This window comes from Mesorhizobium sp. B2-1-3 (assembly GCF_006442495.1).
Lineage (GTDB): Bacteria > Pseudomonadota > Alphaproteobacteria > Rhizobiales > Rhizobiaceae > Mesorhizobium.
Map to the genome: position 1 here is coordinate 185,634 of NZ_VFWL01000007.1, position 22,257 is coordinate 207,890.

19 protein-coding genes are annotated in these 22,257 nt (G+C 64.8%); 11 read left to right on the forward strand and 8 right to left on the reverse strand.

Features of this window, described 5'->3' with window-relative positions:
- The first annotated feature begins 56 nt into the window (after positions 1-56).
- From FJ973_RS14485 to ugpC, 4 genes are all read left to right on the forward strand, one after another.
- Entirely contained in the window at positions 57-1,394 is a 1,338-nt protein-coding gene (locus FJ973_RS14485; RefSeq protein ID WP_140521425.1) for a sugar ABC transporter substrate-binding protein, read from the forward strand.
- 95 nt (positions 1,395-1,489) lie between these two features.
- Complete coding sequence (locus FJ973_RS14490) at positions 1,490-2,395, forward strand: sugar ABC transporter permease (protein ID WP_140521586.1); 906 nt, start codon at positions 1,490-1,492, stop codon at positions 2,393-2,395.
- Positions 2,396-3,217 carry a carbohydrate ABC transporter permease gene (locus FJ973_RS14495; protein WP_140521426.1) on the forward strand — a complete coding sequence of 274 codons (822 nt, stop codon included), beginning with the start codon at positions 2,396-2,398 and terminating at the stop codon, positions 3,215-3,217.
- Positions 3,218-3,251: 34 nt separating this feature from the next.
- Positions 3,252-4,316, forward strand: a complete 1,065-nt coding sequence (gene ugpC, locus FJ973_RS14500; RefSeq protein WP_140499099.1) for a sn-glycerol-3-phosphate ABC transporter ATP-binding protein UgpC — start codon at positions 3,252-3,254, stop codon at positions 4,314-4,316.
- A gap of 65 nt (positions 4,317-4,381) precedes the next feature.
- Here ugpC and FJ973_RS14505 read toward each other — a convergent pair whose 3' ends face one another.
- Both FJ973_RS14505 and FJ973_RS14510 read right to left on the reverse strand, forming a co-directional pair.
- Entirely contained in the window at positions 4,382-4,726 is a 345-nt protein-coding gene (locus FJ973_RS14505) for a hypothetical protein (protein ID WP_246675882.1), read from the reverse strand.
- Between the two features lie 180 nt (positions 4,727-4,906).
- Positions 4,907-5,476 (reverse strand): TetR/AcrR family transcriptional regulator, encoded by a 570-nt coding sequence (locus tag FJ973_RS14510; RefSeq protein WP_140499095.1) that lies wholly within the window; start codon positions 5,474-5,476, stop codon positions 4,907-4,909.
- A gap of 104 nt (positions 5,477-5,580) precedes the next feature.
- On the opposite strand from FJ973_RS14510, the gene FJ973_RS14515 reads away from it, so the two are divergent.
- Together FJ973_RS14515 and FJ973_RS14520 are read left to right on the forward strand one after the other, a co-directional pair.
- Complete coding sequence (locus FJ973_RS14515) at positions 5,581-6,396, forward strand: oxidoreductase (RefSeq protein ID WP_140499093.1); 816 nt, start codon at positions 5,581-5,583, stop codon at positions 6,394-6,396.
- A gap of 96 nt (positions 6,397-6,492) precedes the next feature.
- Positions 6,493-7,494 (forward strand): NADP-dependent oxidoreductase, encoded by a 1,002-nt coding sequence (locus tag FJ973_RS14520; protein WP_140499092.1) that lies wholly within the window; start codon positions 6,493-6,495, stop codon positions 7,492-7,494.
- A 57-nt stretch (positions 7,495-7,551) separates the two neighbouring features.
- Here FJ973_RS14520 and FJ973_RS14525 read toward each other — a convergent pair whose 3' ends face one another.
- From FJ973_RS14525 to FJ973_RS14535, 3 genes are all read right to left on the reverse strand, one after another.
- Entirely contained in the window at positions 7,552-8,208 is a 657-nt protein-coding gene (locus tag FJ973_RS14525) for a GntR family transcriptional regulator (RefSeq protein ID WP_140499090.1), read from the reverse strand.
- 232 nt (positions 8,209-8,440) lie between these two features.
- Positions 8,441-9,472, reverse strand: coding sequence for a hydroxyacid dehydrogenase (locus FJ973_RS14530; protein WP_140499087.1), 1,032 nt, complete (start codon positions 9,470-9,472; stop codon positions 8,441-8,443).
- A 320-nt stretch (positions 9,473-9,792) separates the two neighbouring features.
- The gene (locus FJ973_RS14535; RefSeq protein WP_140556366.1) at positions 9,793-11,298 is read right to left on the reverse strand and encodes a formyl transferase; all 1,506 of its coding nucleotides are present in this window, start codon (positions 11,296-11,298) and stop codon (positions 9,793-9,795) included.
- A 264-nt stretch (positions 11,299-11,562) separates the two neighbouring features.
- On the opposite strand from FJ973_RS14535, the gene FJ973_RS14540 reads away from it, so the two are divergent.
- Together FJ973_RS14540 and FJ973_RS14545 are read left to right on the forward strand one after the other, a co-directional pair.
- Positions 11,563-13,695, forward strand: coding sequence for an exopolysaccharide transport family protein (locus FJ973_RS14540; RefSeq protein ID WP_140556367.1), 2,133 nt, complete (start codon positions 11,563-11,565; stop codon positions 13,693-13,695).
- Between the two features lies 1 nt (position 13,696).
- Positions 13,697-15,067: a VpsF family polysaccharide biosynthesis protein gene (locus FJ973_RS14545; RefSeq protein WP_210240109.1), complete on the forward strand. Its 1,371-nt coding sequence runs from the start codon at positions 13,697-13,699 to the stop codon at positions 15,065-15,067.
- A 111-nt stretch (positions 15,068-15,178) separates the two neighbouring features.
- On the opposite strand, the gene FJ973_RS14550 is transcribed toward FJ973_RS14545, so the two are convergent.
- Positions 15,179-16,069: a LysR family transcriptional regulator gene (locus FJ973_RS14550; RefSeq protein ID WP_140521434.1), complete on the reverse strand. Its 891-nt coding sequence runs from the start codon at positions 16,067-16,069 to the stop codon at positions 15,179-15,181.
- A 103-nt stretch (positions 16,070-16,172) separates the two neighbouring features.
- On the opposite strand from FJ973_RS14550, the gene FJ973_RS14555 reads away from it, so the two are divergent.
- Positions 16,173-17,042: an NmrA/HSCARG family protein gene (locus FJ973_RS14555; RefSeq protein WP_140556369.1), complete on the forward strand. Its 870-nt coding sequence runs from the start codon at positions 16,173-16,175 to the stop codon at positions 17,040-17,042.
- Positions 17,043-17,075: 33 nt separating this feature from the next.
- Here the strand turns inward: FJ973_RS14555 and FJ973_RS14560 are convergent, their stop codons facing one another.
- Both FJ973_RS14560 and FJ973_RS14565 read right to left on the reverse strand, forming a co-directional pair.
- Positions 17,076-18,335 carry a cellulase family glycosylhydrolase gene (locus tag FJ973_RS14560; RefSeq protein WP_140556371.1) on the reverse strand — a complete coding sequence of 420 codons (1,260 nt, stop codon included), beginning with the start codon at positions 18,333-18,335 and terminating at the stop codon, positions 17,076-17,078.
- The gene (locus FJ973_RS14565) at positions 18,332-19,492 is read right to left on the reverse strand and encodes a DUF1972 domain-containing protein (RefSeq protein ID WP_140556373.1); all 1,161 of its coding nucleotides are present in this window, start codon (positions 19,490-19,492) and stop codon (positions 18,332-18,334) included. The genes FJ973_RS14560 and FJ973_RS14565 overlap by 4 nt, the downstream gene beginning before the upstream one ends.
- Before the next feature lie 294 nt (positions 19,493-19,786).
- On the opposite strand from FJ973_RS14565, the gene FJ973_RS14570 reads away from it, so the two are divergent.
- Together FJ973_RS14570 and FJ973_RS14575 are read left to right on the forward strand one after the other, a co-directional pair.
- Positions 19,787-20,956: a glycosyltransferase gene (locus FJ973_RS14570; RefSeq protein WP_140556375.1), complete on the forward strand. Its 1,170-nt coding sequence runs from the start codon at positions 19,787-19,789 to the stop codon at positions 20,954-20,956.
- Positions 20,953-22,254: a hypothetical protein gene (locus tag FJ973_RS14575; RefSeq protein WP_181170909.1), complete on the forward strand. Its 1,302-nt coding sequence runs from the start codon at positions 20,953-20,955 to the stop codon at positions 22,252-22,254. The genes FJ973_RS14570 and FJ973_RS14575 overlap by 4 nt, the downstream gene beginning before the upstream one ends.
- Positions 22,255-22,257 lie beyond the last annotated feature (3 nt).

Consider the following 22,257-nt stretch of genomic DNA (forward strand, 5'->3'; position numbering starts at 1 on the left):
GGCCGCGCCGTGCCTGTCGCGGCGCAATCGACAATGACAGCAACCGGGAGGAAGAAATGCCGTCCAATCCATTCAACCCAACCAGAAGGCAGCTCCTTGCGGGCGCCGCCATGCTCGCCGGCGCCGGCTTTGCCGGTATCCGCCCGAGCCTTGCCGCCGGCGTCGAGTGGAAGCGCTTCGCGGGCACGACGCTCGATGTCAATCTGGTGAAAAGCCCGCGCAGCGACACGCTGATCAAATATCTCGCCGAGTTCGAGGATCTGACGGGCATCAAGGTCAATGCCGAGGCGACGCCCGAGCAGCAGCAGCGCCAGAAGACGGTGATCGAGCTCAGCTCCGGCAAACCCAGCTTCGACGTCGTGCATCTGAGCTACCATGTGCAGAAGCGGCAGTTCGAGAAGGGCGGCTGGCTGGCCGACATATCGGGCTACCTTGCCGACCCGACGCTGACCGATCCGAGCCTGGTCGAAAAGGACTTTGCCGATGCCGGCATGCTGTTCGCCAAGGACGGCCAGGGCGTGCTGCGCTCGCTGCCGTTCTCGGTCGACTACTGGATAATCTACTGGAACAAGGAGCTGTTCGAGGCCAAGGGCCTCAAATACCCCGAAACCTTCGATCAGCTCGTTTCAGCCGCGGAGGCTCTGACCGACCCGTCGACCAACACCTACGGTTTCGTCGCGCGCGGCCTCAAGAACGCCAACACGCCGGTCTGGACCTCGCTGATGCTCGGCTACGACATGACGCCGCTCGACGACAAGGGCAAGCTGCGCACCACCGCGCCCGAGGCGGTGGAGGCGGCCGCCCTCTACCAGCGGCTGATGACCAAATCCGCGCCGCCCGGCGTCACCGGATTCAACTGGGCCGAAGCGCAATCCGCCTTCCTGCAAGGCAAGATCGGCATGTGGTTCGACGGCGTCGGGTTCGCGCCGCCGATGGAAAATCCGGAGAAGTCGAGGGTGGTCGGCAAGGTCGGCTACGGCGTCATGCCCAAGGGCCCCAAGGCGCATGCCTCGGGTACGTTCGGCGACGGGCTCGGCGTGACAACGGCCAGCGAGAAGAAGGAAGCCGCCTATCTCTTTTGCCAATGGGCGGTGTCGGCCGGCATGGGCGCGCGGCTGCTGCAGGCAGGTGCCGGCGTGCCGTTCCGCAAATCGGTGCTGGAAGACCCCAAGGTGCGCGAAGGCGTGACCATGCCGGCGAGTTGGCTCGATGCCGTGGTCGGCTCCGGCAATGTCAGCCGGCTGGCGCTGCCGGTCATCATCCCGGTCACCGAATTCCGCGACATCTATGGCGTGGCGCTCAGCAACCTGCTCGCCGGGGCCGACCCGGCGGAGGAACTGAAGAAGGCGACGGAACAGTTCCAGCCGGTCCTCGACAGGAGCGAGCAAGGCTGATGTCCGCAACTGCCCCAGAGCGCGCCGAGGCGACGACGAGTCGCGCCGGGGCGACGACGGATCGCGCCGGGGCGACGACGGATCGTACCGGGGTGATGAAACAGGCAAGCGAAGGGGGCCGGCCCGTCAAGCTGGCTCCCAGCTACTGGCCCTTCGTCGTCCCCGCGCTGGTCGTCGTCGGCGCCGTCATCGTCTTTCCCTGGGCCTTCACGCTGTGGATGAGCGTCAACCGCTGGACGCTTGGCCAGTCGCGAAGCTTCGCGGGGATGGAGAACTATCTGCGACTGGTCGGCGATGGGCGGTTCTGGGAATCGCTCGCGCACACTTTGTCCTACACTTTCCTCTCGGTGGCCGCGCCGATGCTGCTCGGCACGGTCGCGGCGCTGATCTTCGATGCCCGGTTCCCGCTGCGCGGCGTGCTGCGCGGCATTTTCGTGATGCCGATGATGGCCACGCCCGTCGCCGTGGCGCTGGTCTGGACGATGATGTTCCATCCGCAACTCGGCGTGCTCAACTACCTTCTGTCGCTGGTCGGCATTCCGGCGCAGGAATGGATATTCAATGCCAGGACGGTCATCCCCTCGCTGGTTGCGGTCGAGACCTGGCAGTGGACGCCGCTGGTGATGCTGATCGTGCTGGGCGGGCTGGCCTCGGTGCCGCGCGAACCCTTCGAGAGCGCCGAGATCGACGGCGCCAATGCCTGGCAGCAGTTCCGTTACCTGACCTTGCCGATGATCGCGCCGTTCCTGATGATCGCGGTGATCATCCGCACGATCGACGCACTGAAGAGCTTCGACATCATCTATGCGATGACGCAGGGTGGGCCGGGCACGGCCTCCGAGACCATCAACATCTATCTCTACAACATCGCCTTCTCTTATTACGACGTCGGCTACGGCTCGGCCATGGCGGTGGTGTTCTTCGTTCTTATCGTAGCGCTGTCCTTCGTCCTGCTGATGCTGCGCCAGCGCAGCCGCTGGACCGACGCGGAGGGCAAATAGATGCGTTCGCGACTGCTCAACCGGATCGGCCTGTTCTTCGCCGCCCTGGTCTTCGTCTCGCCGGCGATCCTGTTCTTCCTCTGGATGCTCTCGCTGTCCCTGAAATTCGAGATCGACAACGGCGCCTCGCCGCCGGTCTTCATCCCCGAGCACGTGGCCTGGTCGAACTATGCCAAGGTGTTCGAGGAGAACAATTTCCTGCTCTACTTCTGGAACTCGGTGCTGGTGACCGGCACGGCGACGCTCTTGGCGCTGCTGATCGGCGTGCCTGCCGGCTACGGCATAGCGCGGCTCAAGGCCGAACGGTCGGCGGTCGTCATCATGATCGCGCGCATGACGCCGGGGCTGTCCTATCTCATCCCGCTGTTCCTGCTGTTCCAGTGGGCGGGCATATTGGGCACGCTGTGGCCGCAGATCATCATCCATCTCGTGGTCACGGTGCCGATCGTGGTCTGGGTGATGATCGGCTATTTCGAAACCACGCCGATGGAGCTGGAGGAGGCCGCCAGCATGGACGGCGCCTCCTCATGGCAGGTGTTCCGGCTGGTCGCGTTGCCCATCGCCAGGCCAGGCATCGTGGTGGCCTTCATCCTGTCCATCATCTTCTCCTGGAACAATTTCGTCTTTGGCGTGGTGCTGGCCAGCCGCGAGACGCGGACCTTGCCGGTCGCGGTCTACAACATGCTCTCCTACGAGCAGGTGAGCTGGGGGCCGCTGGCCGCCGCCGCACTGGTGGTGACGCTGCCGGTGCTGGTGCTGACCATGTTCGCGCAAAGGCAGATCGTCGCCGGGCTGACCGCCGGCGCGGTCAAGGGCGGCTGAAGCCGACGACACTCTTTCCAGGTGAGGACATGAAATGGCGGCGGTGACCATCAACAATGTGCAGAAGGCATTCGGAGCGACCAGGATCATTCACGACGTCAGCGTCGACATCGCCGATGGCGAGTTCGTGATCCTGGTCGGACCTTCGGGCTGCGGAAAGTCGACGCTGCTGCGCATGATCGCGGGGCTGGAGACGATCTCGGCCGGCAGGATCGCCATCGGCGAGCGGGTCGTCAACGATCTCAGGGCGCGAGACCGCAACATCGCCATGGTGTTCCAGAACTACGCGCTCTACCCGCATATGACGGTGGCCGACAATATGGGTTTCGCGCTCAAGATCAAGAAAGCCGATCCGGCCGATACCGCCGGCCGCGTCAACAGGGCGGCGAGTATCCTCGGCCTGGAAAAGCTGCTCGACCGCTTCCCGCGCCAGCTTTCGGGCGGCCAGCGCCAGCGTGTCGCCATGGGGCGCGCCATCGTGCGCGACCCGCAAGTCTTCCTGTTCGACGAACCGCTCTCCAACCTGGACGCCAAGCTGCGCGTGCAGATGCGAGGCGAGATCAAGGCGCTGCACCAGCGGCTGGGCACCACCACCATCTATGTCACGCATGACCAGATCGAGGCCATGACCATGGCCGACAAGATCGTGGTGCTGCATGACGGCCTGGTCGAGCAGGTCGGCGCGCCGCTCGACCTCTACGACCAGCCGGCCAATCTCTTCGTCGCCGGCTTCATCGGTTCGCCCGCCATGAATTTCATTCGCGGCCGCATCGAGGAAGGCGTCTTCCGCAGCGCAGGCGGGCTGACCTTGCCGCTGCCGGCGCCGCTTCATCCGGCACAGGTCCCGGGCGGAGAGCTGGTCTACGGCATCCGCCCCGAACACATCCGCGCCAGCAGCCAAGGCATACCTGGCAGCGTCACGCTGCTGGAAGCCACCGGCTCGGAGATCTTCGCCAAGGTCGACTGCGGCGGCGAGGAGATAGACTGCCTTTTCCGCGAGCGGCTGGCGCTCAAGCAGGGCCAGCCGGTGCGCATCGAGGTCGACCGCGCCTGCGCGCATCTGTTCGACGCCGAAACCGGCCGGCGCGTCGGCGCATGACAACAGCCCCGCGGGACGGGGCTGTCTTCAGGGTGCGGGCTACAAAAGCCTGCTTCTAGGCCGGTCTATTTGCTGCCGCCATTCGCCTTGACGCTGCTGCAGAATTCTGGATGGCTGTTGGCGGCGTTGGCGTCCTTGGCCTCGTCGTCGCAGGCCGTCATCATCATCTTCTGGTCTTCCGGAGTGAGCGCTTTCCACGCCTTCGTGAACTCGTCGCTGCTGCGCATCTTCTTCATGCTGGAGTCGGTGTAGAAGGGCTGCATCTTGGCCGGGTCGTCGAGTGCCGACGTGCCCTTGTCGCGGCGGCGAGGGCCGAGCCCGCGAGCATCGAAAGCGTCATCGCGCCGACGCAGATCATCTTGATGTTCATGATAGGATCCTTCCCTGTTGCTCTTCGACCGTCGAAGCAACGATCTTCAAAGAAACGGAAGGTTTGGAGGAAAGTTCCGGTTCGCCATGCCAGCTGAGGCCCGGTCTGAACAAATATATTGTTCAACGGCGGCGAAACTTTCCGCTTTTTTCTTCGTTTGGCTGCATCGTTAGATTTGCAGCGGGGGCACATCGCACGGGATAGCGCCTTCCTCTTCACCCTAGCGCGGCTGGACCAGAGTCCGCGCCGCCTCCGCTCCCGCCGTCAGCATGCGATCGGACAATTCAGTTCCCTCCACCGCGCGGGACAGTTGAAGGGCGCCGATGAGCGCCGCGAAAACGCCCAATGCAACGCCCTCCGGATCAGGGATTCCAGGCGGCAACTGCGCCGATAGCTGGCGCACCAGAGTCATTAATCGTTCGGTGTAGAGCGCGCGGGTCTCGGATGGCTGACGCGCGATTTCGGGCAACAGCGCCGCCGAAGCACAGCCGGTCTCCGGATGATCCCGGTGCTCGGGCGACAGATACATCCCGAGGGCCAACTCCAGCCCTCCCGAGGCCAACGCCCCCTGCAATTGCTGCGACTGAGCCTCCAGTGCCGCGACCATGCTCTCGCGGACGAGTTCGGCCTTGGATTGAAAGTGTGGATAGAAGGCGCCGTTCGTCATGCCGGCGTCGCTCATGATGCTTGCCAGCCCGGACGCGGCGATGCCGTCACTGCGAAACCGTTCGGCGGCGACCTCCATGATCCGGCTGCGTGATGCGTCCTTCCGGCCTTTTTCGTAGCGCATGGCGCTCCTTCCGCTTCCCTATTGCATTACACCCGTAATGTGATATTACGATCATAATTCAATCATCGCCGAGAGGCAAGACCTCTCGAGTTCGGAGTCACCAGATGAACCGGAATTCAGGAAAGACGGCGATCGTGACCGGCGCCTCCTCCGGCATCGGCCGCGCCAGCGCGGAGGCTTTGGCGCGGGCGGGTTTCACCGTCTTCGGCACCAGCCGCAAAATATCAGGCCAGGGCTCGGACGGGATATCGATGCTGGTTTGTGACGTGACCGATGACGCGTCGGTCGCAGCTCTGGTTTCAGATGTCCTCGCCAGGACCGGCCGGATAGACCTTCTGGTCAACAATGCCGGCGTCGGGCTGCTGGGAGGCGCGGAGGAATCCTCGGTTTCCCAGTCCAAGGCCCTGTTCGATGTCAATCTGTTCGGCGTCATGCGGATGATCAACGCGGTGCTGCCGTCGATGCGGCGGCGCGGCGGGGGGCGCATCGTCAATATCGGCTCGATCCTGGGATTGGTCCCCGCGCCGTACTCGGCCCACTATTCCGCCGTCAAGCACGCGCTCGAAGGCTATTCGGAATCGCTCGACCACGAGGTTCGCGCTTTCAACATCCGGGTTTCGGTCATCGAACCTGCCTTCGTGCGCACCGTGTTCGACCAGAACGGGCTCGAGCCCGATTCCGTCATGAAGGAATACGATCAGGCCCGCGCCGGTATCGACGCATTGCTTCGCGACGTGATGCCGAAAGCAGACCCTCCGGAAGCGGTGGCGAATGTGGTACTCAGGGCCGCCACCGAGAAGCGTCAGCGCCGACGCTACACCGCCGGCAAGACAGCCCGCCTGGTCAGCACGCTGCGGCGGTTCGCGCCCGCCGCGACGTTCGACAAGACCTTGCGCAAGCAGTTCCGCCTGCCTGCCTGAACGGAACGTGCCAAGTCGGTGCCCGCACAAGCAGTTTCGCTGCGCCGAAAGCCCAGCCTGTCCGATATCGGGATTCATTTCAAGAAAGCGAATGTGATGAAAGCCTTTGTCGTCGACAGATATCAGAAGAAGGGCGCCCTGCGGCTTGCAGAGATGCCTGAGCCGGAACCGCGCGACAACGATGTCCTGATCGAGGTCCACGCCGCTGGCGTAAACCTTCTCGATTCCAAACTCCGGGACGGGGAGTTCAAACTCATATTGCCTTACCGCCCGCCATTCATCCTTGGCCATGACGTGGCTGGCATCGTCATTCGCGTCGGGTCGAAAGTACGCAAATTCAAGACCGGCGACGAAGTCTATGCGCGGGCGCGCGACGGACGGATCGGGACATTCGCCGAATTCATCGCCGTCGAAGAAGCCGACGTGGCCTTGAAGCCCGACAGTCTCAGCATGGAGGAGGCGGCCTCCATTCCGCTGGTCGGCCTGACCGCTTGGCAGGTGCTCGTCGACAGGGCAGGGCTGAAGAAAGGGCAGAAGGTGTTCATCCAGGCCGGCTCCGGCGGTGTGGGGACATTCGCCATCCAACTGGCAAAACATCTCGGCGCCACGGTTGCGACGACGGCCAGCGCCGCGAGCGCCGATCTGGTGAGACGTCTCGGAGCCGATGTCGTCATCGACTACAAGAAGGAGGACTTCGAGAAGGTCCTGCATGGCTACGACGTCGTCCTGAACAGCCAGGACCCCAAGACGCTCGAGAAATCCCTGCATGTGCTGAAGCCGGGCGGAAAGCTCATCTCCATCTCCGGTCCACCGGATCCCGAATTTGCCAGGGACAAAGGCCTCAACATTGTCCTGAAACTGGTCCTGCGCCTGCTGAGCCGCGGCATACGCCGCAAGGCCAGACGCGCCGGGGTCGGATATTCGTTCCTGTTCATGTGGGCGCAGGGCGATCAACTGAGCAGGATCACGTCGCTCATCCAATCCGGCGTCATACGCCCTGTCATGGATCAGGTATTCCCATTCGAAAAGACCAACGAGGCGCTGGCCTATGTCGAGACGGGGCGCGCCAAGGGCAAGGTGGTCGTGAAGGTGAGATAGAAGGCGCCGGCGCCGCTCGGCCTGTTGTCAGTCTTGCGCCTTTTAGCCAGGGCGGTCTCAGCCGCTCTCGATCTCCTGGAGATAGAACGCCTTGCTGGGCTGCAAATGGTCGACGCAGAGCTGCGCCAGCACCCAATTGTCCCGGCGCTTCAGCGCCTCGATCATCATCGCGTGGTGCTGGCGCGAGATGTCGAGCTTTTCCCTGTCGGCCAGCGAGTTAGCCCGCACCGGCAGGCTGAGGCGCATGTAATGCTCGATCGAGGCCACCAGATAGGCATTGCCGCAGGCCGAGAACATGGTGAGATGGAAACGATCATTGGCCTCGTGGATGCCGCGCAGGTAGCCGCTCTCGACATGGTCGTTATAGATGCGGAGGATCTGCGTCAGCTCTTCGATCAGCGCATCGCTCGCCGGCAGGCGGATCATCAGCGCCGCCTGGCGCTGCAGCATCTCGCGCACCTCGTAGATCTGCCGTACCTCGTCGGGCGACAGCCGCCGCACCATGGCGCCCTTGTTGCGCTCGCGCGTGACGACGCCTAGCCTTTCGAGCTGATAGAGCGCCTGTCGAATGGTATGGCGCGACACCGGGAAGCGGGCGAGCAGCACGTCCTCGACTAGGCGCGCGCCGGGCGCCAGCCTGCCGAAGATGATGTCTTCCTCCAGCGCGTGGACGATATCGGCTTCCTTGCCGCCATAATCGATCGTGTTGAGCATCGCGCTCCGTCGCGTTTTCGACAGCCTCATGGCGAGGGCCGCTCTTGCCGCCTTGCCATGGCGAAAAAAGAGAACCGGACCGCTTGGCCGGCCGGACCGATTGGCCTTGAGCCCGCCAGCTGCGCCATTACCGCCGACGGTCCCTGCCGCTTGCCGAGCCCCCAGATGGGCCGGGCGAGGGTCGTCGCTGGCCATGCTTTTGTCAAGCGACGCGAGGGACGTCGCCGCCCTGTCAGTTCCTGTCCACCGGCTTTGAGCGCATGCGCGAGACCGTTTCGCGCTCGGCGCGCTTGGAGCGCAGCGGCGGCAGGCCGCGGTCGATCAGGTCCATGTCCTCCAGCACCATGTCGCCCATGCGCTTGAAGGCGATGTCGAGCGCCCCGGCGCGGTGGGCCGAGCGCAGGAAGCCGGGCAAGGCGCGCACCGGGTGGTCCCGCGCCAGCGGCTCCTCGGGGAAGACGTCGCTGGCGGCGAGGATGTGGCCGCCCTTCACCGCCGCCATCAAAGCGGGGAAGTCGACCACGCCGGCGCGGCTGAGCAGGATGAAGGCCGCGCCTTTGCGCATCCTGGCGAAGGCGTCGGCGCCGAGGAAGCCCTGGTTCTCGCTGGTCACCGAGGCGACGACGAAGACGAAGTCGCTGGCGGACAGCACCTCGTCCATCGCGGCCGGCTCGACGCCATTGTCGATTAGGATCGACGGCGGCAGCCAGGGATCGAAGACTTTTGTCCTGGTGCGGAAACCCGACAGCAGCCGGTTCAGCGCGCGGCCGAGATCGCCGAAGCCGATGATGCCGACATCGGCGCCTGACAACAGCCGCGCCGTCCGGTTGCCGTCGCCGCCCCACAATTCCTCGCCCTTGCGGAAGGCAAGGTCGGCATCGACGATGCCGCGGGCGAGGTTGAGCGCCATGGCAAGGCCGAGCTCGGCCACCGGCTCGGCGAAGACCAGGCCCGTTGTGACGACATGGATGCCGCGCGCGAACAGCGTTTCATAGGGCATGTTGTCGATGAGGTTGCTCTCGACATTGAAGACGCAGCGCAGCGCCTTCATCTTCTCCAGCGTCTCGGCCGCGATCGGCGGCTGGCCGACGATGTAGCGGGCCTCGGCTAGCACATCGGCCGGCAGTTTCGCCACGCCGTCCGGCGTCGTCTCGACGATGCGATATTTCGCCTTGAAGCGCGCCAGCTGCGGCGGCGTGAAGATGAGGTCGAGCGTGCGCGGTTCGGGCGCGCTGATGACCAGCGGCAGGGCGCTGTCGGACATGGCGAATTCCTCCCGGCGCGATCGTTTTGGCGCACTTCTGGATCCAATCTATCCCGGATTAAACGACTTACAACATGCATACGGAGGAGGAAAATTTCGCGACAAGAAAGGCGGGATTGCGGCTGGGGCGAGGGGCCGTTCTTGCACAAGGGCCCAAAAAAGGGAAAGGGAATGCGCTTCTGGCGCCGCAACCAACCACCGCTCCATACGTTGATCCATGCCGGACCGATTCCGGCTTACTCCAGAGCCTCACCCCGCCGGCCATGACTGGCGGGGGCTTTTTGCCAGAGGGCCGTATCGACCTTATGCGCAGGCCGTCGTCAGCGCCCGCCGCTCGTTTGCTTCCAGCGCGGCGCGATCGCGGAACCGTCGATGAATTCAAGGCCGCCCGCCTCGTTGAGCGTGTGCAGCTTGCGCCCGCTCCATAACGCGCCAGGCGTCAAGATGGTCTCGACAACCTGGCTCATGCCGTCCAAATCGAGGTGAACAATGCGTGCGATGCCGAGCGCCGCGCCATAGCTCCTGCGGCAGTCCTGCACGGGGCGCAGCAATTGGCCCTCCCGTTCTACCATGCGGCCCGCCGGTCGCGCCGAGGCGATGTCGATCAGGACGGGGTTTTTGGGGTGCGGCGTCCACGGTCCGCGAAAGTCCGGCGCCGACCACAGATGCAGCGCGTCGGAAAAGGCGCCGCCGCCGTCCCTGACGGTGGCGAACAGCCACCATCGTCCGCCATGCTCGACCAGGGTGGCGTCGCTGGCGACGATGTCTGACAGCAGCGTCGCTTCCTTGACCCAGCCGCCAGGGAAGGCGGTGGCGCGGTAGAGGTCGACCGTGCGGTTGGCGCAGCTCTCCGGCACCATCCAGACTTCGCCGTCGCGCTCGAAGACGAACGGATAGGACAGGTGATAGGGCAGGTCGAGCACCGGTTCCGGGCGGCCGATCGGCCCCGACGGGCCGAACGGCACGGCGGAGATGATGGCCCGGCCCAAACGGTGGATATAGTCCTCGACGAACAGGGTCACCTTGCCCTGATACAGGATCGGGAATGGGTCGGCGTAGAAGCGGCTGCCGTCGTCGGGAAGCACCTGCCAGCCCGTTGCCGGATGCGCCCGCAGGTCGAGCAGGTCCTGCCCCTGCGTTTGCCGCCAGCCGACCTTCCAGTGCGGGGCGTTGTAGCAGAGATGGTAGATCTTCTGGACGACGCGCCTCGCCAGCGCCTTGCCGGCCCTGACGCCAAGCTTGGCGGAGGACGGCAGGGCGGGCGCGGCATTGCCGTGCGCCGGCTCCGGCAGGACGGAGAGGGCGTGCCGCGCGGCGCCGGTCATCGCCGCCAGGATCAGGCTCGCGGTGCGCGCCAGCATATCCTGGAACGAGGCAAGCGCGATGCCGCCATATTCGGTGCCCAAGCGGCCTTCGGCGAGGTACGCACCGTTTTCCTCTATACGGGCGATCGGCGTTCGCCCATCGAGGATCAGCGCCAGCAGGGCTGCTTCGCCCGCCGCGCCGTCATAGGTCACGCGCCAGACGCGCGTTTCTTCGCGCTGCACGTCGCCGCAGAGGTCGATCACCAGATCGGGCGCTGCCGGCGGCCGCGCTTGATAGGGCGCCAGCGCCGAAAGCGGCAGGCGTTTCGCCAGCCCGTTCGCGGACAGGCCATGGATGGCCGTTTCCAGCTGAAACAGCGCCGCGGCGCTGGGTGGTATGCCGCCCTCGGCCGGCCTGAGATCGACAGAGACCTCGACATGCGCCAGCGCCGCCAGGCGCTCCAGCAGCGTCAGGTGAAAGGCACGCGGGCATTCGCTGTCCAGGCGCAGGCTCACCTGCATGTCGCATCCTCATCGTTGTGATGTTCGGTATTGGGCCGGTGTTTGGACGCGGGAAACGGCCGGACGGATGAAGTGTTGCCCCATTCCATGTCATTCCCCGTTGCCCGCGCCGTATCAACACCCGCGCCTCTTCTAGGCAAACCCCGTGCCAAAATTCACAAGAGCTCTCAATATAATTAACAGTGTTTTAACAGTTGGAAGCATAGCTAAGACAAAGCCGCAATTTGATCTTTGCAGGCGCATGGAGTGTTGTCGGAGCGACCCTTGCAATCATCCCTGCTCTCGTTGCCGCAACAATACGCTCCGGAGGCGATGCAATACGCGCCCGAAGCGGTGCCGTTGGCGCCATCCTACCCGGCCTCGACCGTCGAGCTGGGCGACGTGAAGCGCATATTGATGCGCCGCCGTTCCCTCATCTTTGCCATCACCGCGCTGCTGACCCTCGGCGCCCTGCTCTATGGGCTTTTGACGCCGGCGCTCTACAGCTCGGCGGCGGAAATCATCATCGATCCGCAAGACCTGCAGGTGGTCAGCAACGACGTCAATCCGAGCCAGGTGCCGCCCGACGGCGGCATAACCCGTGTGGAAAGCCAGGTCAGCGTCGTCCAGTCGACGGGGGTGCTGCTCAGGGCCATCAAGGCGACCAACCTGACCGAGGATCCTGAATTCAACGGGCAGGGCATGCTGGGACGCTTACTCGGCGGATTGCTGGGTTCGGGGTCGGGCGAAGCCGACAAGACTGCCAAGACGCTCGATGCGTTGCGCGCACGCCTGGCGGTGCGGCGAGCGGACAAAGTGCTGGTCATCGAGGTGATCATCACCACCAAGAACGCCGAGAAGTCGGCGATGCTGGCCAATGCGATCGCGCAGGCCTATCTGGCGGATCAGGCGAGCTCACGCGCGCGGATGGCCAAGGACGCTTCGGACGCCATCGCCGCGCGACTGGATGAGCAGCGCAAGCGCGTCCAGCAGGCCGAGAATGCCGTCGAGGCCTACAGGTCCGCCAACAACATGGTGATGGCGGCAGGCAATCTGGTCAGCGACCAGGAACTGACCGAGCTGAATACGCAGCTTTCGGCAGCGCAAAGCCGCACCGCGGCGCTGAAGGCGCAGGTCGACCAGTTGCGCAGGTCGGGCGGGGCGCCGGACGCGACCTCGGAAGCGATGCGCTCCTCGGTGATTTCGAGCCTCAGGGCGCAGGAGGCGACGCTTGTCGACAAGGTATCGCAGTTCGGCACGGAACTTGGGCCACGCCATCCCTCGATGATCGCGGCGCAGCAGCAACTGCGCGATACGCGTGCACTGATCGGGCGAGAGCTCGGCCGCATCGGGGCGGCTGCCGAGACCGACTACGAGCGGGCGCTGGCCAACCAGCAGGCGCTGGAGGCCAAGGTCGCCGGCATGAAGACCAAGTCGCTCGATACGGACCAGGCTTCGGTCAAGCTGCGGGAGTTGCAGCGCGATCTCGAGGCCGTTCGCTCCGTCTACGCCAACTATCTGCAGCGGGTGCAGGAGACGCGCGAGCAGATCAACGTCGACAGCACCAATGCGCGGATCATCTCCAGCGCCATGCCGGCCCTGAAGAAGAGCTGGCCGCCGCTGTCGCTGCTTGTCCTGGGCGCGCTCTTCTGCGGCCTGGGGCTCGGCACCGGCCTGGCGCTGATCGCGGAATATTCCTCGCCCACGGTGCTTTCCAGCGCGCAGATGCAATCGGCCATCGACGCGCCGGTGCTTGGCGTGGTGCCGGCAAAATCGGGCAACACCCGTCGCTGGTGGCCTTTCGGCGGCACGGCCGCCGCGGCGAGCCAGAAGACGGACGCGGTTGTGGGGCTGGCGCTGAGGCGCATGTTCTCGTCGGGCCGGCGCCCGCCGGACTGGCCGCTGGTGCCGTCCATACTGGTGACGTCGCCGCCCGAGGACGCCACGCATCGCGGCAGGGTGGCGCGCTTGCTGGCCAATGCCGCGGCCGCCCGGGGCGGCCGTATCCTGTTCATCGATACCAATGCCGGCGGCGGCCAGAAAGATCAGCAGCCGGGCGTACTCGACGTGCTGCGCGGCGAATACGGCATCGAGGCGTTGAGCCAGTATACGCCCGGCAGCAATGTCGCGCTTTTGGGCAGGGGCCGGTCAAAGGCCGTCTTCCAGGAAGCGCAGGGCGTCTATTTTGCCCAGCAGATGTTGGCCCAGGCGGGCCGCAACTTCGAACTCGTCGTCATCGATGGCGGCGCGCTGGCCGACAACCTCAATGCCTCGCCGCTGGTAGCGATGGCCGACGAAATCCTGCTCGTCGCCACGCTGAACTCGACGCCGATGCGCGATGTCGCGGCGGCCTCGCAGGCCATTTCCGTCATGGGGCGGTTGCCGACCGGCGCCTTGCTGGTCGACGAGGCGGCCTGACATGGCCGCCGTCCGGCCCGCCAGCCCGGCAGCCGGCTGGGCCGCGCCGGGTCAAGCCGCCGCCGCATCCCGCACCGGCAATTCCATCGACTGGGTGACCCGCTTCGGCCTGGTCGTCACGGTGGCGGTGCTGTTCGCCGTTTCCGGCGGCATGCTATGGCTGGTGGGCTACAATTACGACGGCCTGCTCGGCAGTCCGGCCACCAAGATCCATCCGTCGACCTATCTCCTGGTGCTGGTGTTTGCCTGGCGTTCATGCACGTTCGGCAATCCGGTCGGCTATATGGCTGCCGTTGCCGACCGGCGGCCGGCCAGCGCGCTGATGGCGGTCATCTCGGTCGTGCTCCTGGTGGTGGTCGTCGTCAGGCATCGCCCGGGCATGGCGGGCATGGTCGATACGTTCGTGACGGCGGCGCTGCTGGTGCTGATGCTGGCCGAGGACGACGACCGGACCTTCGCGCGGCTGCAGACGGTCGTTCACGCGGTGATGTCGGCGAATGCGGTGCTGGCGCTGTTCGAGTTCGCGACCAAGACGCTGGTGTTTCCCTACCGGCTCGACGGCGAGGTGTTCACGGACCTGCGCTCGACCGCGCTTCAGGGCCATCCGCTGGCCAATGCCACGATCACCGCGGTCTATGTGCTGGCGCTGCTCTCCGGCTCACGGTCGCTGTCGATGCCGCTGCGGCTTTCGCTGATCGGCCTGCAAACCGCGGCGCTGGTCGCGTTCGGCGGACGTTCGGCGATGGTGATCACGCTCGCGCTCGGCGGCATCTATCTGCTTTTCAGGGGCGTGGCCTATCTGCGGCATGGACGCGTCAGCCTGCTGGGCGCGGCCCTTGCGGTCCTGCTCGCCACGCTGCTGCCGGTGGCGGTCGCCCTTCTCTTTTCCTACGGCTTCTTCGACGCGCTGCTGGAACGCTTCGTGTCCGACAGCGGCAGCGCCAATGCCCGCGTCGAAATGTTCGACCTCTTCAAGAATCTAGGGCTGGGCGACCTGATCGTGGGGCCTGATATCGATCTGATCGAAAGCATGCGCCGCATCAACGGCTTGGAACAAGGCATCGAGAACCCGATCATACGCATGGTGCTCTATCAGGGCGCCTTCTTTACCCTGCTGATGCTGTTCGGCTTCGTGCTGTTCATGCATGAGGTGGCACGCCGCTGCCATCCCGGCATCTGGCTGCCCATGCTGGGCTGGCTGATCCTGCTCAACACCTCCGAGACCCTCGCCTCCAAGACGACGCTGTTGACCAAATTCGTGGTGCTGGCGCTGGTGCTGTACCGGCCGGCGCGGGCGGTGGCGCGGCAAGAGGCGCAAGCAGTGCGCGCAATTGGAGACGACCGGCGAAGAGCGCAGCCTCTCCGCCGTTAGCGGCTGATCCCCTGTGTTTCGCAAAGACGGATCGCATGTGACATGGGGCTCAGCCATGACGCCGGGAAAGCGCTTCTTAGGACTTTCCACGCCCGAAAGCGGGCACGGTCGTCACCTGCCAATATAGGCAGCCAGTTCGTCGGGCGTCCCGTTTGGGAAGGCCTGTTTTAGAAAGTCCATGAACGCCGACACTCGCGCGCTGAGCAGCCGTCGAGAGGGGTAGAGCGTCCATAGAGCGATCTCGGGGCCGTCGATCTCCCCCCAACTTACCAGTGTGCCGTCAGCCAGGTCGTGGCTCACCAACGAAATGGGAAGACGTGCCGCACCGACGCCGGCCCGCACCGCGTCCCGGACCATGATGAGCGTCGACAAAGCGACGACCGGCTCGATCCTGATCGTTGACCGGCCGCCTTGTGTCTTCACGTGCAATGTCTGCAGATCGCCTGCCCCGCGCGCAACGCCAGGAGCGGCGAGTCCACCGGTCGGGCGAGGAAGGTCGGGGCGAGCCACCACGACCAGACGATCGCGCAGAAACGCCCGTCCGACCAGGCTTTCGTCGGGATCCGGATTGACCCGGATCACCAGGTCATAGCCTTCCTCGATCATGTCCACGGCCCGGTCCTCGGTCGTGACCTCCAGCCTCACCTCCGGATATTTGAGGGCAAACCCCGCGGCGATCCTTCCCATTGCGGTCTGAGAAAAATGCAAAGGCGCGCTGATCCGCAGCCTCCCCTTGGGTCTCTGACCGCCCGAGGCAATCGCCGAAGCGGTCTCGTCGAGTTCGGCGAGCAACGCTCCCGTCCGCTCGAAGAGCGCCCGTCCTTCTTCGGTGAGCTTGAGGTTACGCGCACCCCGTTCAAACAGGCGCAGATCAAGACTGCTTTCCAGTTCGCCAACGCGCCGGGACAGGGTTGCCTTGGGCCGGCCGGTGGCCCTTGCCGCTTTGCCGAAGCCGCCATGACGGGCAACGAGATTGAAATCGGCGAGGGCAAGGAGGTCCATGTGTGTTCCACCAGTGAGACGACGTGTCTAAAATTTCCGCCTGTTGGGCTGTTAGTGAGCCACACATATTGGAGCTGTCAAGCAATCCAACAGGAGAAATTTCATGACCATTCTCGTTACCGGCGCCACGGGCAACATTGGCCGCCAAGTCGTCGAACATCTCGTCAAGCGCGACGCAGATGTGCGTGCTCTCGTCCGCGATCCGTCGAAAGCCAACTTCCCGGCAGGCGTCTCCGTCGTGCAAGGCGACTTTCTCGATGTCGATTCGCTGCGGAAAGCCATGTCCGGAGTCTCTACTCTGTTCCTCTTGAACGCCGTGGTACCGGACGAATTCACCCAAGCTTTGGTCGCGCTCAACGTCGCCCGATCTGCCGGCATCGAGCGGATCGTCTATCTGTCGGTGGTCCACGCTGACGTCTATGTGAACGTACCCCATTTCGCGGGCAAGTTCGGCGTCGAGCGCATGATCGAGGAGATGGACTTCAAGGCTACGATCTTGCGCCCGGCCTACTTCATCCAGAACGATCTGATGATCGAAGACGTCATCACCGGCCACGGCACCTACCCAATGCCGATCGGCGCCAAGGGGCTCGCCATGATCGACGTGCGTGATATCGCCGAGATCGCCGCCCTCGAGTTGCTGCGCCGCGAACAGTCTTCCGAGCCGCTTGCGCTCGACCGAATCAACCTCGTCGGCCCGGAGACACTGACCGGGACGGATATCGCCGCAATCTGGTCAGAGGTGCTTGGCCGCCCGATCAACTACGGCGGCGACAATACCGAAGGCTTCGAGCAAAATCTCAAGCAGCTCTTGCCCGCCTGGATGGCCTACGACATGCGCCTGATGGGCGAGCGGTTCTTGACCAACGGGATGCTGCCTGAGGCCGGCGACGTCGAGCGCCTGACCGCCTTGCTCGGACGCCCACTGCGCCCATATCGCGACTTCGCCTCGGCGATCGCTGCCTCCGCTTGACGGAAGCAAGGACAAGCAACGGGGATAGGCCGTCTAGCCCGGCATCTCCAGCCCAAGCGCCTCGATCATCGCCGGGTCCAGGGCGCGCGTGGTGTCGTCCATCATGCCCATGCCGTCGAAGAGGGCCCAGAAGGCCCAGGCAAAGCCGAACGACTCTGCGCTTTGCCTGACGTCGGCGATGTAGCGGGCGCGGTCGGGATCGGGCGCGGCGACGTAGCGGGCGTCGGTGCGCAGCGCGCCGAACTCGCCCATGATGATGCGTTCGGGCGCGATGTCATGGCTATCCGCCCAATCGCGCGCCTGGCTAAGGTATTTGTCGATGAACCAGCGGCCGGGCTGGGCGTCAAAATAGACCTTCAGCACGCGCTCGGTTTCCGCGTAGGCGGCTTTCTTGTCCGCTTCGGAGGTTTCGGCGTCCTCGGCCATGCGCGCCCGCACCGAAGCCAGCGTCGCCTCGAGCGAACCGGCCGAGGCGGGCCACGGCACGTTGTTGAGCGAACGGTAGACGGGTTCGCTCATCCACGGCGCGCCCTGGTGGCTGAACAGGTAGGGCTCATAGAAGTGGAAGGTGAACAGGATCGGTTCGAAGCGCGAGAGCAGCGCCGGATCGAGCGCGGTCAGCCCGCTCACCATAGAGCCGCAGCCACCGGTCACGACCAGCGGCAGGGTAACCGACGATGCCCTGGCTTCGGTCAGGAGCGCGAACTGGACCTGCGACCAGACGTTGGACTCGCAGGATTGCTGCGGCTCGTTGACCGGCTCCAGCGCGACCTTGCCCGATGAAAACCGCGCCAGCCGGCCGGCAAGCTCGCCGATCAGCGTCCGATAGAGATCGAAGGCGGGCGCGGCAGTGCTGGAGACCATGCGGTCCGGATTCCAATAGTGGGTCGCGCTATTGGCCTGCACGTTGACGATGATGCCGAGGTCGGCGTCGAGAGCGGCGGTGACGGCCCGATCGAGCATCGCCAGCAAACGGCCGCGCGTGCCGGCATCGCCGGCCAGGAACGGGCCGGGATCGACCGGCAGGCGGATGAAATCGAGACCCGTCGCGCGCAGCCTGCGCAGATCGGCCGCCGTCGGGACCGGCCGCTGCTGGAATGGAGGCCAGTCGTAGTCGGTACGGGGTGCGGGGAATTCGCGCGTCAGCGAAAACCAGGGGAAGGCGTTGACGCCGCGCCGGAAGCGCCATTCGCCGGTGGCGGCCAGGCTGGACGACACGGGAGAAAGCGGCGCGAACAACGCCGCCGTGGACAGCGCCGCTCCGAGAACCCGCCGGCGCGACCACGTCGTCATGCGTGCGAGGGATGGTCGACCGGAACGGCCTCGCCGGCGACGACGCCGAGCAGCCGGAAGGCTTCATTCTCATAGGCCAGCAGCACGTCTTCCCAGCGGAAGGCTTCGCGGGCGCGCGCCCTGGCGGCCTCACCGCAACTCTCGACCAGGGCGTCGTCTTCGATGGCCCGATCGATCCGGCCGGCGCAAGTGCCGGTATCGGTGAAATAGAGGGCGGCGGCGCCCGCGGTCCACCTGTTGTAGGGATTGTCGTGGGCGATCACCATGTTGCCGGCCGCCAGCGCCTCGACCAATGACGGGTTGGTGCCGCCGACCGTGTGGCCATGCATATAGGCGCGCGCGTGGTACCGCAGCGCCTTCACGGTCGCCTGGTCATAGATGGCCCCGGGCAGGACCACCGAGCCGTTCGCGGCCTTGCGGATGGCGGCGTGATAGGGGATTTCATCCGAGAGCGTTCCAAGCACCACCAGCTTCATGTCGCGCTTTTTGCTGCAAAAGGCTTCGACGATCGGCAGGATGTTGTTGTCGGGCTCGATGCGCGCGATCGAGATCAGGTACTTTCCAGGTTCGAGCCCGAGCGCCCTGACCGGTGCCTCCGGCGCCGTCGTCACCGGATCGCCGCCATAGGGGATGGTGACGATCGCGCTGCGCGGCCGGCGTGTCGCCAAATGATCGGCGATGACAGGATGATCGGCGACGAGGCGATGCGAGGTCCAGGCGCCGATCCATTCGTTGAGCCAGAACCAGCTTCGCGCCGACAGGCCCCATTTGGGGCGGCGCCATTCGATGCCGTCCATGTTGGTCATGATCTTGCGCCGCATCAGCCTGAGCCAGGTCAGGAAAAGCGCGCCATTGTAACCCAGCACGAGGCACACGCCGGGCCGCCGCACGGCATCGCGCACGCATTGCCAGTCGAATTCCAGCGTCGCGCGCGGACCTTTCGAGGCGACCTGGATGTGGATGAGTTCGATGCCGCGCCAGGTTTCGCTGCGCACCCTGTGCTCGACACGCTCGACTTCGTCCTGGCAGTAAACGCCGACCCTCCAGCCGCGTCCGGCGAGGAAAAGCGCCAGCTTCTCGGCGAAGGTTTCAAAACCGCCGTGGGCCGCGGGTATGCCGCGCGTTCCCAGGATCAGGATGGAGGGCTTTGATGTCATGGCCGACGGGACTTTCCGGAATGTTCATTGCACCAGAACCCACCCTGCGACTTCCAGCCGGGCAAGAGTGGGAGCAACTGTCGCAGAACGTCGTAAAAAATTCTTACCAAACGCCGGAGTTGTTTCATTATCGGTCAACTTTCCGGGCGTATCTGTATCGAAACGAGGCGTTGCTGGGGTTCCTCGGCCTAACCGCCTGGGAAAGCGGACCGGGCATGATTCTTGCCCCTGGACTTCGGCAGCCATCCGCCTCGCGCGATGCTGGATGGGGTATGAACCTGGCGGGATATTAAGATGCGGATTGCCTGCGTTCATCAGGGCTACGAACTCTATGGCTCCGACCGAAGCTTCGCGGAAAGCGTCGCAGCCCTGCGCGCCGCGTTTCCGTCCGCCGACATCGAAGTCGTGCTGCCGCGCAGCGGGCCGATCGTGCAGATCCTCGAACCGCATGCCAGCCGGATCGTCTTCGAGCCGCTCTGGGTGTTGCGGCGCCAAGCCATCCTGCGCCTCGCGACCGTCGAGATGGCGCGCCTGCCGCTGGCCCTATGGCGGGCATGGCGACGTCTGAGGCAATGCGATCTGGTCTATGTCAACACCTCGATCGTGGCCGACTATGCGCTGGCCGCCCGCCTGCTGCCTCACAAGGCTGTCCTGCATATCCACGAGATCCCCGAAGGTTTCATGCGCACGATCCTGGTCGCCTTGATGCGCTGGAGCCACGCCGACCTGATCTTCAATTCACGCGCCACGCGCGCCGCTTTCGGCATTGCCGGACGTTCACGCACGCATGTGGTCTATAATGGCGTTGCCGGCCCGCCCGCGGTCGAGCCGATGCACTATGACGGCAGCCGGCCGTTGCGGGTGCTGCTGCTCGGCCGCATCAACAGGATCAAGGGCCAGGAAGTGCTGCTCGAGGCGGTCGCCTCGATGCCGCCGGAATTGCGCTCGCGCATCGAAGTGCGGCTGGTGGGCGGCGCTTTCGAAAGCACCGAGCGCGAACTGGCCTTGGCCGAGCTGGTGAACACCATGGGATTGGCCGATCGCGTCAGCGTGCTGCCGTTCATACCGGACCCCTCGCAACACTACCGCTGGGCCGACATCGTCACCGTTCCGTCGCGGCGCCCGGAATCGCTGGGCCGCGTCGCCATCGAGGCGATGGCCTATGGTCGGCCGCCACTGGTATCGGCGATCGGCGGGCTGGTCGAGGTGGTCAGCGACGGGGAGACCGGCTGGCATGTTCCGCCGAACAACGCCGCCGCCCTTGCCGCGAAATTGCAGGCGATCATCCTGCGGCCCGAGGCCTGGCGCGGTTTTATTGCCGCCGGCCGCGCGCGCTACGAGACAGTCTTCAGCGAACCGGTCGCAGCGGCCGCGATCGCGGCGATCGCCGCCGACAAGCTGAAAGTGACGATGGCGAGGCCGGGCAGGCCGGCAACCGCCCGCCAGGCGGAGACCCGGCCGTGAAATTCCCGGTCCATCTGCTGCGACGCCTCGTGCTGATGGTCGGCGGCGAGGCGATGCAGAGCGGCTTTCACTTTGCCCTCAACATCGCGCTGCTGCACATGCTGTCGGCGCAAGGTTACGGTCTCTTCGCCATCGGCATGGTGATGGGCGGCGTCGGCCTGTCGTACATCCGATCGCTCACCGCCGTCCCCGCCTCGATATGGATGGGCAAGAGCACCAACAGCGCCGGCGTCGATGCCCATGACGTGGCCTTCGGAACAGCGGCGCTTGTGGTGTCGCTGCTGATGGCGGGCAGCACGGCGATCCTGATGCATCTCCTGGGCGATCCGAGCGGCATCGCCGCCGGCTGCTTCGTCGGCGCATGGTCGCTGCGCAGCCACATGCGCACGGCACTGTTCGCTCGGCGCCAGCAGGTGATCGTCTCCATCAGCGACGCCGCTTTCACGATTACCGGCATCATCCTGACCGGACTGACCATGTGGTTGGCGAAGGACGCGCTGCAAACCGTGTTTTATGTGCTTGCGGCCGCAAATCTGCTCGGCATCGTCGTCCTGGTTCGGCTGGCGCGCCGCACACCTCGCATCAGCTTCCGCATGCCGACGCGCCGCCGCTATACAAGGCTCTGGCCGCAGCTGCGCTGGTCGGCGTTCAGCGCGACCACCACGAACATCCAGGGTCAATGCCTGGCCCTGCTGGTCGCGGGCATTGCCGGACCCGCCGCTTACGCGCCGCTGGCGGCGGTCCTCGTGCTGTTTGCCCCACTGCGCATCATCAGCCTTGCTCTCTTCAACATGACGCAGCCGGAGCTGGCGAAGCTGATGCGCAATAACGAAACAAGCCGTGTCTGGGCGCAAGCGAAGATCTGGTCGCTGGTCATGGGGATCGGTGGCCTCGTCTATGGATGTGCCATCCTATTCGTCCTGCCGATGATAAAATCCCAGGCCCTCCAGGATGCCTCGGTCGGATTCATCGGACTTTTCGTGATCGCGAATTTCATCCCGGTCATGCTTTATGTCATGCCTCGCATCATCCTTGAGATCCTCGGCGACTTCCGGACCGTCGCGTTCATCACGACCGGTGGCGCAATAATCGGGCTGACGCTGATCGCAATCCTGCTGGCAATCGCGCCTCCGCCGTGGTCGCTGTTGGGTTCCGCGGTCTCCGAAATCTTCGTCCTTGCGGCGTCATGGTATTTCGCGCGTCACCGCATATGGAACATCGAGCACCCGGACCAGCAGCGCGACAGCTGGTTGGGCGGGTGGCGGCGGTCGGTCCCGTTCGCCCCGGTAAAACGGTAGCAG

Excerpts from the sequence above, each read along its gene's own strand:
- FJ973_RS14485 (WP_140521425.1), top strand. The coding sequence starts at position 57 with ATGCCGTCCAATCCATTCAACCCAACCAGAAGGCAGCTCCTTGCGGGC.
- FJ973_RS14490 (WP_140521586.1), top strand. The coding sequence starts at position 1,490 with ATGAAACAGGCAAGCGAAGGGGGCCGGCCCGTCAAGCTGGCTCCCAGC.
- FJ973_RS14495 (WP_140521426.1), top strand. The coding sequence starts at position 2,396 with ATGCGTTCGCGACTGCTCAACCGGATCGGCCTGTTCTTCGCCGCCCTG.
- ugpC (WP_140499099.1), top strand. The coding sequence starts at position 3,252 with ATGGCGGCGGTGACCATCAACAATGTGCAGAAGGCATTCGGAGCGACC.
- FJ973_RS14510 (WP_140499095.1), bottom strand. The coding sequence starts at position 5,476 with ATGCGCTACGAAAAAGGCCGGAAGGACGCATCACGCAGCCGGATCATG.
- FJ973_RS14515 (WP_140499093.1), top strand. The coding sequence starts at position 5,581 with ATGAACCGGAATTCAGGAAAGACGGCGATCGTGACCGGCGCCTCCTCC.
- FJ973_RS14520 (WP_140499092.1), top strand. The coding sequence starts at position 6,493 with ATGAAAGCCTTTGTCGTCGACAGATATCAGAAGAAGGGCGCCCTGCGG.
- FJ973_RS14525 (WP_140499090.1), bottom strand. The coding sequence starts at position 8,208 with ATGCTCAACACGATCGATTATGGCGGCAAGGAAGCCGATATCGTCCAC.
- FJ973_RS14530 (WP_140499087.1), bottom strand. The coding sequence starts at position 9,472 with ATGTCCGACAGCGCCCTGCCGCTGGTCATCAGCGCGCCCGAACCGCGC.
- FJ973_RS14535 (WP_140556366.1), bottom strand. The coding sequence starts at position 11,298 with ATGCAGGTGAGCCTGCGCCTGGACAGCGAATGCCCGCGTGCCTTTCAC.
- FJ973_RS14545 (WP_210240109.1), top strand. The coding sequence starts at position 13,697 with ATGGCCGCCGTCCGGCCCGCCAGCCCGGCAGCCGGCTGGGCCGCGCCG.
- FJ973_RS14550 (WP_140521434.1), bottom strand. The coding sequence starts at position 16,069 with ATGGACCTCCTTGCCCTCGCCGATTTCAATCTCGTTGCCCGTCATGGC.
- FJ973_RS14555 (WP_140556369.1), top strand. The coding sequence starts at position 16,173 with ATGACCATTCTCGTTACCGGCGCCACGGGCAACATTGGCCGCCAAGTC.
- FJ973_RS14560 (WP_140556371.1), bottom strand. The coding sequence starts at position 18,335 with ATGACGACGTGGTCGCGCCGGCGGGTTCTCGGAGCGGCGCTGTCCACG.
- FJ973_RS14565 (WP_140556373.1), bottom strand. The coding sequence starts at position 19,492 with ATGACATCAAAGCCCTCCATCCTGATCCTGGGAACGCGCGGCATACCC.
- FJ973_RS14570 (WP_140556375.1), top strand. The coding sequence starts at position 19,787 with ATGCGGATTGCCTGCGTTCATCAGGGCTACGAACTCTATGGCTCCGAC.